This window comes from Nonomuraea sp. NPDC049158 (assembly GCF_040648335.1).
Taxonomy (GTDB): domain Bacteria; phylum Actinomycetota; class Actinomycetes; order Streptosporangiales; family Streptosporangiaceae; genus Nonomuraea.
The window spans coordinates 293,657-307,431 of the sequence record NZ_JBEZDM010000007.1 but is presented as its reverse complement, the minus strand read 5'-3'; the positions used below and the strand labels follow the sequence as shown (position 1 = coordinate 307,431).

The following is a 13,775-nucleotide window of genomic DNA, read 5'->3' as shown; positions in this document are numbered from 1 at the left end:
CGGATCAGCCCTTCTCCTTGTAGTAGCGGGCCGCGCCCGGATGCAGCGCGACCGGCTCCACCTGCTGGCCGATCGTGATGTCGAGCTTGGCCGCCTCGGGGTGAACGGCCGCGAGCTGGGCCTTCTTCTCGAACAGCGTCTTGGTGATGTCGTACGCGAGCTGTTCGTCCATCTTGTCCGGCACGAGCAGCACGTTGGCCACCCCGACCGTCTTGATGGTGCCCGGCAGCTTGTAGAGGGACATGTCGATGTCGAGCCCCACGTACTCCTTGCCGTACTTGGCCTGCATCGGCGCGAGCAGGTCGGCGGTGTCGAGCAGCTTCATGTCCGGCTTGCTGGTGGCCAGGTCCACGATGCCGCCCGTGGGCAGCCCGCCGACCCAGACGAAGGCGTCGATCGTGCCGTCCTTGACGGCCTGGACCGACTCGTTGATGGACAGCTGCTGCTTGGAGATGTCGGAGTCGGGGTTCAGGCCGGCCGCCTCCAGCAGGCGCCTGGCCAGGACCTGGGTGCCGGAGTTGGGCGGGCCGATCGAGACCCGCTTGCCCTTCAGATCGGCGACCTTGCTCGCGCCGAGGCCGGGGGCGATGACGACGTGGGCGTAGTTGTCGTAGATGCGGGCGATGGCCTTGATCGGCTGCTTGGCGGTGAAGGATCCGGTCCCGTTGACGGCGTCGGTGGCCGTGTCGGTCTGCGAGAAGGCGATGTCGGCCTTGCCGGTGGCCAGCAGCTTGATGTTCTCGACGGAGGCGGAGGTGACGGACGCGGTGGCCTGGGTGTTGGCGATGTTGTCGGTCAGCTGTTTGGCCAGGCCCCCGCCGTACACGTAATAGACGCCGGTCGTGCCGCCCGTGGCGATCGACAACCGGTGGCCCGAGCCGCTCACGTCGCCGCAGGCCGCCGCTCCGGCGGCCAGTGCCGTGGCGGCGAGTACCGCAAGGATCCGCTTCACGCTGGGACGCTCCTTCTCCTGATGAGGTGCACGGCCGCCGCGACGGCCAGGACGGCCAGGCCCGCGACGATGGGGACGGGTTCGAGGAACAGCAGCAACACGGCCGCCACGGCGGCCAGCAGCCGCTCGGGCCACCCGCTCACCCCGCCGGTCGCCATGGCCAGGGCCGCCACCGCGACGGCCGAGACGGCGCTCATCAGCAGCACCGTGCCGATCGGTCCCTGCCCGAGCAGCGCCTGACCGTTCGGCGTGAGCACGAACGCGAACGGCACCAGGAACGCGGGCAGCGTGTAGCGCCAGGTCATCATCATCGTCTTGTAGGTGTTGCCGCCGGTGATCGCCGCCGCCGCGACGGCCGACAGCGCGGTCGGCGGGCTCACCTCGGACAGCACCGCGTAGTAGAAGACGAACATGTACGCCTCGGCGGACGTGACGCCGAGCGTGGTGAGCGCCGGTGCGATGATCACTGCCGCGATGATGAAGCTCGCGGTCACCGGTACGGCCAGGCCCAGCAGCATGACCGCGACCCCGGACATGACCGTCGTCAGGATGAGGTTGCCCGCGGCGACGTCCACGATGATCGCGCTGAGGTTGAGCCCGAGCCCGGTCTGGGTGATGACGCCGACGATGATGCCCGCCGCCGCGCACACCGCCGTCACGGGCAGCACCTCCAGCGTGCCCTTGGCCAGCGCCTGCGCGGTCCGCCTCGGGCCCATCCGGTGCCCGGGGTCGAGGAAGGACAGCGCGAACGCGACGGCGGTGGCGATCACGACCGACTGGAACGCCGACCGGTCCAGCGCCATCAGCACGATGATGAGGATCAGCGAGCTGAAGTGGTAGCCGAAGCGCAGCAGCAGCCGGCCCGCCTTCGGCGCGTCCACCGCGACGGCGTGGGTGCCGAAGCGGCGCGAGTCGATCTCGATGGACAGGAAGATGCCCAGGTAGTACAGGATCGTGGGGATCGTCGCGTAGACCAGCACCTCGAGGTAGCTGACCTTGAGATACTCGGCGATGATGAACGCCGCCGCGCCGAGCGTGGGCGGGGAGAGGATCGCCCCGATGCCGCCCGAGGCGAGGATGCCGCCCGCCGCCTCCTTGGGGTAGCCGGCCCGCCGCAGCACCGGCCAGGCGACGCTGCCGAGGCTGACCGTGGTGGCCACGCCCGAGCCGGAGACGGTGCCGAGCAGGAAGCCGGCGGTGGTGACCGTACGGCCGGGGGCGGCGCGGGACTTGCGGAAGGCGGCGAAACTCAGGTCGATGAAGAACTTGCTAGCGCCCGAATAATCCAGCACCGCGCCATAAATCGTGAAAAGGATGATGTAGCTGGCCGCGACCTGCATGGGGACGCCGAAGAAGCCCTCGGTGCCCGTGTAGAGCTGCGACACGATCTGCGCGAGGTCGAAGCCGCGATGGCCAATCGTCCACCCAATCGGCAAATATGCCCCGAAATAGGCATAAGCCAGGAAAATTAGGCAGATGATGGCGAGTGACCAGCCGACCGTGCGGCGGACCGCTTCCAGGAGCAGCACGGTCAGCACCAGGCCGGCCGCGATGTCGAGCCCGGTCAGCGCCGCACCCGACCCCCGGTCGCGGAAGGCGTCGATGTCGAGCAGCGGGTAGACGAGCACCGCGAGCGAGGCCGCCGCCAGTATCCAGTCACCCACCCCGGGCCGATCCACCGCTTCGCGTCGCGGTTCATCGGGTGGCGCCGCGCCGCGTACCCGCCTGAGCGCCGACGAGATCCCCGAGCGATAGCAGAGGAACACCAACGGCAGCGCCACCGCCAGGAACGTCAGCCGATGCTCCAGCGCCTCGACGGGCCTGAACACCACCACCAGCGAGTACGCCGACAGCAGCCCGCCGACGATCCACACGCCGAGCCGCAGCGTCCCGGTCAGCCGCCGGGCCGGACGCTCCTGCTCGTGGGCCGACACCAGCTCCGCGTCGCGGTCGCTCAGCTCGGTCAAGTGGGCCTCCCTGACAGGGCGTTTGGACGGACTTTACGAGCCCTTTACGCAATGAGGAAGGCCCAGTTCGGTACAGAAATCTGGACGGCGACGAGCGGCGGCCCATAGCCGGAGACCCCAGTGCGTGCGCGCACGCACTGATATAAAGAACCGTGGCCGAGATCACCCTGAACGTCCGCCAGCTGCAGGCGTTCGCCGAAATCGGCTACCAGGCGGCGGGCGGCGGCGGTGGTGGCGCGCGCGGTGCGATGGCCGCGCTGCGCCGGGTGGTCCCGGTCGACGCCTACGAGTTCGTCGCGTTCGACCCGGCCAGCGGGCGGCACCACAGTGTCGTCTCCGACGGCCACCGGCGCATCGACGGCGACGCCGCCGAGGAATACACCGGGTTGGAGGCCTACCGCACGGCGATGACCACGCGGGCGCCGGTGCCGATGCCCGAGCCGGGCACGGAGCGCTATTTCCGCCGCCATCTCGCCCCTTACGGGTGGCGCGCCGGTCTGACCACGCCGCTGTTCCTGGCCGAGGGCCGCTACACGGGCCTGCTGCACCTGGCGGCCAGAGAGGCCTTCCCCGAGCTCACCGGCTCGCTGGTCGCGGCCGTGGCGCCCATGCTGGCGCATGTCACGGACCTGACCCGGTGCGTGATCGACCCGGTGGGGCTGCCGAGCGGGTTCCTCGCGGCCGCCTACGACCGGCTGGGCGTCCGCCGTGAGGTCCCCGGCGTCGCCAGATCCACCGCCTTGTGGGACGAACCGGCCATCGCGGGGCTCGCCCGCGCCTTCATCGACTCGCGCGAGCTGAGCCGCCGCGGTCTCTGGCTCGACCGCGACGGCCGCTGGCACGAGGTGCGGGTGCTGCGGGCCGGCGTCGGGTTCCAGGGCTCGCTCCAGGGCGCGGTGGTGGCCGAACGCCCGTGCTCCCTGCCGTACGAGCTGACCGGCAGGGAGGTGGACGTGCTCACCCGGGTGGCCGCCGGCGACTCCAACCCGCAGATCGCCGCCGCCCTGGTGCTCAGCGTCCGCACCGTGACCACCCATCTGGAGCACATCTTCGCCAAGCTGGGCTGCGACAGCCGCACCCGCCTCACCACCAAGGCGCTCGCCGAGGGGTTGTGCCGCCTCGACGTCTAGCCCGCTAGGAGATCTTGCCCAGGCCGCGGGCGAGGATGGTGGCGGTGTCGGCGATGACCTTCTCGTCGTTGGCGGCGTCGGCGGCCGGGCGGTTGGTGTAGATCGCCAGGATGATGGGGGCGGCACCCTTCTTGGGCCAGGCGATGGCGATGTCGTTGGCCGTCCCGTACGACGGGCCGGTGCCGGTCTTGTCGCCGACCGTCCAGGTCTTGGGCAGGCCGGCGCGGATGCGGGCGTCACCGGTCGTGTTGGCGATCAGCCAGCCGTTGAGCGTCTCCCGGTCCTTGGCGGTGAGCGCGGCGCCGGTCGTCACCTTCCCGAGGTCGCGGGCCACGGAGGCGGGCGTGGTGGTGTCCCGCTTGTCCTTGGGAGTCCAGTCGTTGAGCTCGGTCTCCCAGCGGTCCAGACGGGAGATCGGGTCCTTCAGCGTACGGAAGTAGCGGGTCAGGCCCGCCGGACCGCCGATCTGCTTCAGCACCATGTTGCCGGCGGTGTTGTCGCTGTAGGTGATCGCCGCCTTGCACAGCTCGGCGACGGTCAGCCCGTCCTTCACATGCTTCTCGGTGACCGGCGAATTCGGCTTCAGGTCGCCGGCCGTCCAGTGGACGACCCGCTCCATCAGCCCCGGGTCGGAGGTGCGGGCCTTGTGCAGCGCGGCGGCGGAGACCATCGCCTTGAAGGTGGACAGCAGCGGGAAACGCTCGCCGGACCGATAGGCGATCGTCTTCCCCGTGGCCGTGTCCAGGGCGTACGCGCCGATGCGGCCCTTGAAGGACGCCTCCAGCGCGCGCAACTCCTTCCGGGCGGTGGCCTGGCCGTCGCTCACCACCTGCGACGGCGCGGTCGCGGCCGAGGCGGTGCCTGCTCCGTAGGCGCCGCCCGCCAGGAGGGAGGCCGTCAGCGCGGTCGCTTGCAGCGCGGCCGTGAGGCGGCGGGGGTGTCGCATGCCATGTCCTTGCTCTCGTCCGTCAGAGGAGAGGAGCACAGCAGATCGTGTCGAGCGATGTCCAATATCGATATGGAGAACGGATCCATATCGGTTGCCGCATGATCACAGGTCAGACGGCCTCCGCCGACCGCTGCGCGGGGATCATCACCTGCCGCAACTCGAACCACACGGACGTCGCGCCGTTCTCGCGGACGAACCCCCACCGGTGGCTGAGCGTCTCGATCAGCGGCAGGCCGCGCCCGCTCGTCGCCTGCGTCCCGGTACGGCACGCGCACGGCGGCCCGCTCGAACCCCCGTCCCTGACGAGCACCCGCACCAGGGACTCCGCGGCGAGCACCGACACCGTGAACGAACCGCCCTCGCCCGAGCGGGAGTGCAGGATCGCGTTCGTGGCCAGCTCGCTGGTGAGCAGCACGCAGTCGTCGTACAGCGGATGATCACGCCCGAGCGCCGCCGTCACGAGCCCCCTGGCCCGCGCCACCTGGGACGGAATTCCCCGGAACCGTACGACGAGAGCACCGTTGCCGGGCTCTTCGTCCCCTTGCTCTAACTGGTGAAAGTCCGGCGGTGCCACGGCGACCTCCCCGATTACGGCGACGTCATGAGACGCGTCAGGGGGGTGCGGGAGATTATCGCTAAAAGGTAGGAATGCCCTTTCCGATGGTCGCCCGCGCGATCGTCCGGGCGGACCGAGTACGCTGCGATCGACGAGTCGACTAGGAGGGGTGCCTGCGTGAGCAGCCTGGAGGCCGTCTGGGTGCAGCCGTACGCTCACCCGGGGGCAGCGTTCGTGACCGGGGTCTTCGACATCCTGCACGTCGGGCACGTGCGTTACCTGGGTGCCGTCGCCGAGCGGGGGCTGCCGCTGGTCGTCGGCGTGGAGGACGACCCGCGCGTGCGCGCGTGGAAGGGGCCGACGCGCCCGTTCAACCCGGCCGCCGAGCGCGCCGAGGTGCTGGCCGCGCTGCGCTTCGTGAGCGGGGTGTTCATCGTGACCGGGCCCTCGGCGGCGCACGGCCCGGAGGACTACATCGACCTGCTCGCCCCCATGCGACCTGGCGCGCTGGCGCACACCGCGGGCGACCCGCACGCGGGCGGCCGATGCGCCGCGGCCGCGCTGCTGGGCGCCGAATGCTGGGAGCTTGAGGCCATCCCCAATCGCTCGACCACCAGGATCGTCAACGCGGCGGGCAAGGGCTGACCCTTCTGGCGGGTTGGTCCTTTCAAGATCGCGTAGGCTTTGCTGGCATGACGGTCGATCTGGTAGCCAAGCGGGTGACAGACCTGCTCGCCCCGCAAGTGCTGGTGATCACCATGCCCCCGGCCGTGGGGCTGATCGCGCACGGCTGGAGCGGCGCCGCGTGGGGCCTGGCGGCCTCGGCGCTGTGCGGCGGCGTGCCCGCCGGGGTGATCGCGCTGGGAGTCCGCTCGGGGCGGCTGGACTCCCACCACATCGTCGACCGGACCCGCCGCACCGGGCCCCTGCTGGCCGCCGTCGCCGCCGTACTGGTCGCCCTGGTGCTGCTCGTCGCGCTGGGCGCGCCGACGCTGCTGGTGGCCACGGTGACCGCGATGCTCGTCGCCCTGGCCGTCACCGTGCCCGTCACGATGCGCTGGAAGATCTCCTTCCACGCCGCCGTCTGCGCGGGCACCGTGGTGGTGCTCGCCCACGTCCTGCCCGCCGTGCCGACCGGCCTGGCCGGGGCGGCCGTGGTGGCGCTGGTGTGCTGGGCCCGGGTGCGGCTGGCGCACCACACGTGGGCGCAGGTGGCGGCCGGGGCACTGGTGGGCGTGGCGTCGACGTGGGCGACTCTGGCGGCGTTCGGCATCCGATAAGAGGGGACTGCCGAAAAGGGGGGAATAGTGGTGGCTTCATAGGGGTTGCCGCGTGCATGGAAGCCACGAACCGCGGCCGGGTGCGTGTCGAGCGCTCCGCCAAGCGTGTCAGGACCTACCTCGGCGGCCGGGCGGTGGCCGACACCACCCAGGCCCTCCTGGTGTGGGAGGTGCCCTACTACCCGACGTACTACTTCCCGCTCTCGGACGTCGACGAGTCGGCGCTGAAGCGGACGGGCGCGACGAAGCACTCGCCCAGCAGGGGAGACGGCGTCGTCTACACCGTCACCTCGGGAGGCGCGGAGGCTTCGGAGGCGGGGCTGGCCTACCCGGAGTCGCCGCTGGCGGACATCCGCGGGCACATCCGCTTCGAGTGGGACGCCATGGAAGCCTGGTTCGAGGAGGACGAGGAGGTCTTCTTCCACCCGCGCGACCCGTACACCAGGGTCGACATCCTGCCGAGCTCGCGGCACGTGCGCGTCGAGGTCGACGGCGTCACGGTGGCCGACTCGCGCAGCCCCCGTATCCTGTTCGAGACGGGCCTGCCCGCCCGTTACTACCTGCCCAAGACGGATGTACGGCTCGACCTGCTCGAACACACCGACACCGCCACCAACTGCCCGTACAAGGGGACGGCGGAGTACTGGACGGTCAACGGCGCCAAGGACCTCGCCTGGTCGTACCGGACGCCGCTGCCGGAGAGCCAGCGGGTCGCGGGGCTGATCGCGTTCTACAACGAGAAGCTCGACATCTACCTCGACGGCGAGCTCCAGGAACGGCCGAAGACCAAGTTCGGCTGACCCGCCCCCGGTCGGCCCGTGGGAGCGGCTGGCCGCTCCCACGGGCCGACCGATACGGCTACCGAATCCGATAGGCCCGGATGACCGTCTGCTCCACCGTGTTGCCCGCCTTGTCCACCGCTCGGGCGCGCAGGGACACGAAACCGTCTCCAGCGGGGTGCCGCAGGACGATCGCCGAACCGTTGATCCCGGCGGGGTACCGCAGGTCGATCGCCGAGCCGTTGATCCCGGCCGGGTCCCGCGGGGCGGCCGCCGACCCGTGGATCTCGGCCTTGGCCCAGGTGGCGCCGTCGTCGTAGGAGACCTCCACCGACAGCTTCCTGACGGGGCGGGCGGTGCTGCCCTCCAGCGGCTGAACGGTCACCGGCACGGTGAAGCGCCGCCCGGACGGGGCGGAGTTCTCGGCGTCGAGTGCGGGGCTGAAGCGGACGACCGAGACGGGCAGCCGCGCGGGCGTGTCGCCCGCGACGTGGCCGGACCGGAACGTCCACACACCGGACACGCGCGTGGACAGCGTCGCGGGCGCACCGCGCTCGCTCTCGACGACGAGGCGGTAGGCGGCCTCCCGTGCGGGCACGGTGAAGCTCGTCTCGATCTCCGGCTGCTCGCCCACGAGGGCGCCGTCACGGTAGAGGGCCGTCCGCTGCGTCGCCCGGGAGGAGTAGCCGAGCGACCCCCTGGCGTCGCCGTACATGAGCAGGTCGGTCGAGATGGCGTCGCCGGTGCGGCTGACGCCCTCGGATCCCGGCGCGCCGGCCCAGGGCAGGGCGGGCGCGAAGACGCCGCGGTTCCAGTCCTCCGGGTACGTCCGCCCGGACCGGTAGACGGCGAAGGGGGACTCGAAGCGGTTGACCCGGCCGTCGGGTGCGTACTCGAACAGGTAGCGCTGCCAGCGGATGCCGTCGTCGGTGTTGACGTACTCGACCTGCTTGAACGGCGTGCCGAACGTCGTCTGCGACAGGTAGGAGAAGACCATGCCGTCGCGCGGCCAGGCGCGGCCGGCCGCGTTCGCCGCCGCGTCGGGCAGGTGGCGGGCGTAGTCGGTCTGGATGGCGGCCAGGTCGCGCTGGGCCACGCGCCGCTCGAACCCGTTGACCATGCCTCCGGAGCGGAACCAGGTCAGGCGATAGGCGTACGGACTGCCGTCTCGGGCGGCGGCCCACTGCCCCGCGACCTTGGTGCGCACGCCCGGATAGGCGCGGGCGGGGCCGAGCTGGGCGGTGAAGGCACCGTCGTAGGAGTCGGCGAGCCAGCCCCAGCTGCGCGAGGTCCCGTCGGCTTCCCGCCACTGGTAGACGATCTCGGCCAGCAGCGAGGTGGCGTCGGTACGGGGGAGCTTCAGCGAGATCGGCCGGCCCAGCCGCGCGTCGGCCTCCACGGTCTGTGACCGGTTCAGGTCGAGGTCCGGGTGGACGAGGAGCGTCCGGCCCTGATCGTCGAGGATGGTGGTCCTGATCTGCCATCTGCCCTTGGGCAGCCGCAGGGTGGCCGGCCCCTCGGGGTCCGCCAGGTCGATCGGCGTCTGGTGGGCGTCCAGCCGGTACAGCGTCGTGTAGCTCTGGGTGGCCGGCCGGCCGTTCCTGTCGGTGTGCTTGAGGGTGAGGTCGTAGCTCTCGATCTCCTTGTCGACCCCGACCGGCGTGCTGAGGGTCAGGTCGCCGGCGCCGGTGGCGACGACGTGCCCGCCGAGGAAGCCGTCGGGCCCGCCGGCGCGGGTGTCGGAGGTGACGGTGGCCTCGGCCTGGCCGCCCGCGGGGACGGTCAGCGTGGCGGGCGTGACGCTGAACGACTTGTCGCCGCGCACCTCCAGGCGCAGGGTCACCGGCAGCTGCTGCTGGTTGCGGTAGACGATCTTCTTTCCGACCGGCTGGTCGTCGTCGTGCGGCCACGCCTGCCGTCCGAAGCCGAGGCCGGGCGGTTCGGCGGTGACGGCCTGGCTCGTGCCGCGGGCGGCGTCGACGAGCCCGGCGCCCTGCGCGAAGACCCCGATCCCCGGCAGCGGCCGGGCGGTGCCCATGAGCGCCGCCTTGAGCGTGTCGCCCTTCCAGCCGGGGTGCGCCCCGGCCAGCAGCGCGGCGACGCCCGTGACGTGCGGGGTGGCCATGGAGGTGCCGGACATGGCGACGTAGGAGCCGTCGCCGGGGCTGTCCTTGCCGCGGGCCGCGGTGATGTCCACGCCGGGGGCGGTGATGTCCGGCTTGAGACCGTCGTCACCGACGCGCGGCCCGCGGCTGGCGAACTCGGCCTGCTCGCCGGACTTGCCGACGGCGCCGACCTGCAGCGCGGCGTCGGCGGTTCCGGGCGAGATGAGCGTGCGATCGGCCCCATAGTTGCCGGCCGCCGCCACGAACAGGGTGCCGTAGCGCGCGGTGAGCGTCTGTACGGCCTCCTCCAGCGGGTCGGTGCCGGGGGTGTCGGGGCCCCCGAGGCTCATGTTGACGACTCTCGCGCCCTGCTCGGCCGCCCACTGCATGCCCGCCAGGATGGCGGAGTCGGCGCACCACCGCGACTCGCACACCTTGCCGTCCAGCAGCGTCACATCGGGCGCGACGCCACGGTACTTGCCGCCCGAGGCGGCGCCGCTGCCCGCGATGGTGGAGGCCACGTGGGTGCCGTGCCCGATCAGGTCGCGTTCGTCCGGGTTCTCGGTGAAGTCGGCCCGCGCCGCGACCCGTCCGGCGAGGTCGGGATGGGTCGCGTCGATCCCGGTGTCGAGCACCGCCACCTTGACGCCGGTGCCGGTGTACCCGCGCTCCCACGCCTGCGGCGCGCCGACCTGCTTGACGCTCACGTCCAGCGTGATCCGTCGGCGCCCGTCCAGCCAGACCTTGCCCGTGCCGCCCGCGAGCGCCTGCCAGGTCCGCGCGGCGTCGCTCCTGCGCTGCCGTACGGCGAAGCCCCGCACCGCGCTCAGCGACCTGAACCCGGTCATCGCGCGAACGGCCGGCGCGGGACCGGAGGCGCCGGTCACGAGCAAGGGGAGCTCCCTACGGCTGTCGTCGTACCCGAGCTCCAGCAGCCCGGTCACGTCGAACAGCCGGGAGTCCAGCCGTCCGGCGCGGACCAGCGGCGCGGCGTCAACGGGTAAGACGCGAAGCCGCCCCTGCGCTTCGTCGGTGAGGAAGGTGACCTTCTCCCTGCCCGCGCCCGGCTCGACGATCGCGCTCGTCGGGCCGGTCACCGTCACCTTGTCACCGGTGACCAGCGTGACCGTCCGCACGCCTGCCGCCGCCCGGTCGCCGGTCGTGGCCAGGTCGCCGGCCTCCGCGTCCGCCTGCGGCTGGACGATCATGGCCGCGGCGAGCACGGCGACGCCGGCCCACCTTGTCGTTCTCCGCACCCGGTTCTCCGATCATTGGGGAGATATCACCAGGTAGTGGCTGATGATCGGCATTTGTTACCGAGCCTGCCAGGAGGACTGCTGGGCGACTACACACGCGTGTAGTAGGCTTTCTCATCGCGTAGTCATATATACGCACGGATAGGCGTCGGAACGCGGCCTGATCGGGCCGCTGACGCCCGGATCCGGGACGCGGCGCCGCGAACAAAGGGTCGGCGCCCACGAGAAAGGCTCATGATGACTGCTCCCATCTCAGTGAGCGGTCTGGTCAAGACGTTCGGCCGCACCCGGGCGCTGGACGGACTAGACCTGACCGTGAACTCCGGCGAGGTGCACGGTTTCCTCGGACCGAACGGTGCCGGCAAGAGCACCACGATCCGGATCCTGCTCGGCTTACTGCGCGCCGACGCGGGCACCGCCCGGCTGCTCGGCGGCGACCCGTGGGACGACGCGACCAGACTGCATTCCCGGCTGGCCTACGTGCCCGGAGACGTCACGCTCTGGCCTGGCCTGTCCGGCGGCGAGGTCATCGACCTGCTCATGCAGTCGCGTGGCCGTGCCGATCGTGCCCGGCGTCAAGAGCTGATCGAACGCTTCGACCTGGATCCCGGGGTCAAGGCCCGCGCCTACTCCAAGGGCAACCGGCAGAAGGTGGCGCTGATCGCCGCGCTCGCCTCCGACGCCGAGCTGCTGATCCTCGATGAGCCCACCGCGGGGCTGGACCCGTTGATGGAGGTGGTGTTCCGGGACGTCGTTCGCGAGACGCGCCGGCGCGGTGACCGTACCGTGCTGCTGTCCAGCCACATCCTCACCGAGGTCGAGGAGCTGTGTGACCGGGTCACCATCATCCGCGACGGCCGGACGATCGACACCGGCAGCCTGCCCGACCTGCGGCATCTGACGCGCACCTCCATCCAGGCCGAGCTCTCCGGCGCTCCGGGCGAGCTCGCCGAGCTGCCGGGAGTGCACGACCTGCGGACGGAGGACGGTCTGGTGCGCTTCGATGCCGAGGCCGACGCGCTCGGCCCGGTGCTGCGGTGCCTCGCCTCGCTCGGCGTCCGTAGCCTGGTCAGCCAACCGCCCACGCTCGAGCAGATGTTCCTGCGCTACTACGACAGGACGCGCGCGGAGGCGGGCCGATGAACGCGCTCACCGGGACGGCTCGGTCGGCACGGCTGGCGCTGCGCCGCGAAAGAAGCATCGCGCCGTGGTGGATCATCCTGCTCGTCGGCTTGGCCCTGGCGCTGGTCTCCTACATCAACCGGAACATGCCCACCCCCGAGGTGATGACGACCTACACCACGATGATCAACCGCAACAGCTTCTTCCGGGCGCTCGGCGGCGGCTTCGTCGTACCTGACCTGGGCTATATGCAGGCATGGCGCAGCGGCGGCTTCCTCTACGTGCTGAACGGGCTGGCCGCCCTGATGGCCGTCATCCGATACACCCGCGCCGACGAGGAGTCCGGCCGGATCGAGCTGCTGCGCGCGGGTGTGCTCGGCCGCCAGGCTCCCCTGACCGCGGCCCTGCTGGTGGCGGGCGGCGTCAGCTTCGCCGGTGGCGCGGCGACCACGATCGTGCTGATCGGGGTCGGGCTGGATCCGGCCGGGTCGATCGACTACGGCGCGGCCATCACCATGGCCGGGTGGGTGTTCGGCGCCATCGCCGCCGTGGCCGCCCAGCTCGCGCGGACCGCCCGTACGGCCAGAGCCATCGCCCTGTCCGTGCTCGGCCTCGCCTACATCCTGCGCTACGCCGGCGACGCCTCCGGACAGTACTGGATGAAGTACATCTCCCCGATCGGCTGGAGCCATCTGGTGGAGCCGTACTGGAGTGATCGCTGGTGGCTGCTGGCGATTCCGGCGGCGGTGACCGCGGCGCTGACGGCCCTCGCCTACCGCCTGGCCGGCCGCCGCGACCTCGGCGCCGGAGTGATCCATGAGCGTCGCGGGCCCGTGACCGCCCCCGGCCTGCGCGGCCCGATCAGCCTGTCGTGGCGGCTGCACCGCGGCCTGCTGATCACCTGGGCCGCCGCGATCGCCTGCTTCGCGGCGGCGGCCGGCGGCGTCAGCACCCTGGCGTACCAGTTCACCGAGGCGCCCGGCGTCACGGTCGACAACCTGCTGAAGGCTTTCGGCGGCAGCTCGGGAGGCGGGGCGGTCGACTTCGCGCTGTGGGCCATCATCCTGATCTTCGCCCACGTCATCGCGCTCTACCCGGTCCTCATGGTCCAGCGGCTGCGCGCCGACGAGAGCGCCGGTCGCGCGGAAGCCGTACAGGCCACCCCGATGACCCGGTTGCGCTGGGCCGCCGGGCAGCTGGTGGTGGCCGGTCTCGGCACGGCGGCCCTGCTCGCCGTCGCCGGAGTCGTCTTCGGGACGTTCTACGCGTTCCTCGTCGGCGATCCCGCCTCGGACATCGCCCGCATCCTCGCCGGAACCCTGGGCACCGTCCCCGCCGCCTGGCTGGTCGGGGCAGTCTGCATGCTCGCCTACGGCCTGGTCCCCAGGGCCTCCGTGGCGATCGGCTGGATCACCTGGGTCGCGGTGGCGGTGATGGGACGGGCCGCCGGCCCACTGTACGGACTCTGGGGCGGGACTCCCTTCGAGCCCTTCCACTACATCCCCAACACCGTCGCCGGAGCCCCCTTCGACCCGGCACCCGCCCTCACCATGGTCGCGCTGTCGGCGCTGCTGCTCGGTGGCGGGCTGTTCGCCCTCCGCCGCCGCGACTTCGGCTGAGCGGTCCTCCCATAGCCCCGCCACCGCCCGGCCGGACCGGTCGCGGGGGAGGACCTCGGC

The 13,775-nt window shown here is 71.4% G+C and carries 11 protein-coding genes; 6 read left to right on the top strand and 5 right to left on the bottom strand.

The window, feature by feature from the left end; all coding sequences use genetic code 11:
* Positions 1-4: 4 nt before the first annotated feature.
* Both AB0B61_RS18675 and AB0B61_RS18670 read right to left on the bottom strand, forming a co-directional pair.
* Positions 5-952, bottom strand: a complete 948-nt coding sequence (locus AB0B61_RS18675; protein WP_358432949.1) for a TAXI family TRAP transporter solute-binding subunit — start codon at positions 950-952, stop codon at positions 5-7.
* Positions 949-2,919, bottom strand: a complete 1,971-nt coding sequence (locus tag AB0B61_RS18670) for a TRAP transporter fused permease subunit (protein WP_358432947.1) — start codon at positions 2,917-2,919, stop codon at positions 949-951. Before AB0B61_RS18670 ends, AB0B61_RS18675 begins: the two co-directional genes overlap by 4 nt.
* Positions 2,920-3,071: 152 nt before the next feature.
* On the opposite strand from AB0B61_RS18670, the gene AB0B61_RS18665 reads away from it, so the two are divergent.
* On the top strand, positions 3,072-4,049 hold the full coding sequence (locus tag AB0B61_RS18665; RefSeq protein ID WP_358432945.1) for a LuxR C-terminal-related transcriptional regulator: 978 nt from the start codon (positions 3,072-3,074) through the stop codon (positions 4,047-4,049).
* 4 nt (positions 4,050-4,053) lie between these two features.
* Here AB0B61_RS18665 and bla read toward each other — a convergent pair whose 3' ends face one another.
* Complete coding sequence (gene bla / locus AB0B61_RS18660; protein WP_358432943.1) at positions 4,054-4,995, bottom strand: class A beta-lactamase; 942 nt, start codon at positions 4,993-4,995, stop codon at positions 4,054-4,056.
* A 112-nt stretch (positions 4,996-5,107) separates the two neighbouring features.
* Positions 5,108-5,572 (bottom strand): ATP-binding protein, encoded by a 465-nt coding sequence (locus tag AB0B61_RS18655; RefSeq protein ID WP_358432941.1) that lies wholly within the window; start codon positions 5,570-5,572, stop codon positions 5,108-5,110.
* A 159-nt stretch (positions 5,573-5,731) separates the two neighbouring features.
* Between AB0B61_RS18655 and AB0B61_RS18650 the strand changes: the two genes are divergently transcribed.
* Genes AB0B61_RS18650 through AB0B61_RS18640 form a run of 3 tightly spaced genes read left to right on the top strand, consistent with a single transcriptional unit; the run spans position 5,732 to position 7,634 of the window.
* Positions 5,732-6,199 (top strand): adenylyltransferase/cytidyltransferase family protein, encoded by a 468-nt coding sequence (locus AB0B61_RS18650; protein WP_358432939.1) that lies wholly within the window; start codon positions 5,732-5,734, stop codon positions 6,197-6,199.
* Between the two features lie 47 nt (positions 6,200-6,246).
* Positions 6,247-6,834, top strand: a complete 588-nt coding sequence (locus AB0B61_RS18645; protein WP_358432937.1) for a hypothetical protein — start codon at positions 6,247-6,249, stop codon at positions 6,832-6,834.
* Between the two features lie 56 nt (positions 6,835-6,890).
* Positions 6,891-7,634, top strand: a complete 744-nt coding sequence (locus AB0B61_RS18640; RefSeq protein ID WP_358432935.1) for a DUF427 domain-containing protein — start codon at positions 6,891-6,893, stop codon at positions 7,632-7,634.
* 58 nt (positions 7,635-7,692) lie between these two features.
* On the opposite strand, the gene AB0B61_RS18635 is transcribed toward AB0B61_RS18640, so the two are convergent.
* On the bottom strand, positions 7,693-10,974 hold the full coding sequence (locus tag AB0B61_RS18635) for a S8 family serine peptidase (protein WP_358432933.1): 3,282 nt from the start codon (positions 10,972-10,974) through the stop codon (positions 7,693-7,695).
* 237 nt (positions 10,975-11,211) lie between these two features.
* Between AB0B61_RS18635 and AB0B61_RS18630 the strand changes: the two genes are divergently transcribed.
* Positions 11,212-12,117 carry an ABC transporter ATP-binding protein gene (locus tag AB0B61_RS18630; RefSeq protein WP_358433087.1) on the top strand — a complete coding sequence of 302 codons (906 nt, stop codon included), beginning with the start codon at positions 11,212-11,214 and terminating at the stop codon, positions 12,115-12,117.
* Positions 12,114-13,715 (top strand): polyketide antibiotic transporter, encoded by a 1,602-nt coding sequence (locus AB0B61_RS18625; protein ID WP_358432931.1) that lies wholly within the window; start codon positions 12,114-12,116, stop codon positions 13,713-13,715. The genes AB0B61_RS18630 and AB0B61_RS18625 overlap by 4 nt, the downstream gene beginning before the upstream one ends.
* The last annotated feature ends 60 nt before the right edge of the window (positions 13,716-13,775 follow it).

What these genes read in the sequence shown, in the direction of transcription:
- bla (WP_358432943.1), bottom strand. Translation starts at nt 4,995, where the DNA reads ATGCGACACCCCCGCCGCCTCACGGCCGCGCTGCAAGCGACCGCGCTG.
- AB0B61_RS18645 (WP_358432937.1), top strand. Translation starts at nt 6,247, where the DNA reads ATGACGGTCGATCTGGTAGCCAAGCGGGTGACAGACCTGCTCGCCCCG.
- AB0B61_RS18640 (WP_358432935.1), top strand. Translation starts at nt 6,891, where the DNA reads ATGGAAGCCACGAACCGCGGCCGGGTGCGTGTCGAGCGCTCCGCCAAG.
- AB0B61_RS18630 (WP_358433087.1), top strand. Translation starts at nt 11,212, where the DNA reads ATGACTGCTCCCATCTCAGTGAGCGGTCTGGTCAAGACGTTCGGCCGC.
- AB0B61_RS18625 (WP_358432931.1), top strand. Translation starts at nt 12,114, where the DNA reads ATGAACGCGCTCACCGGGACGGCTCGGTCGGCACGGCTGGCGCTGCGC.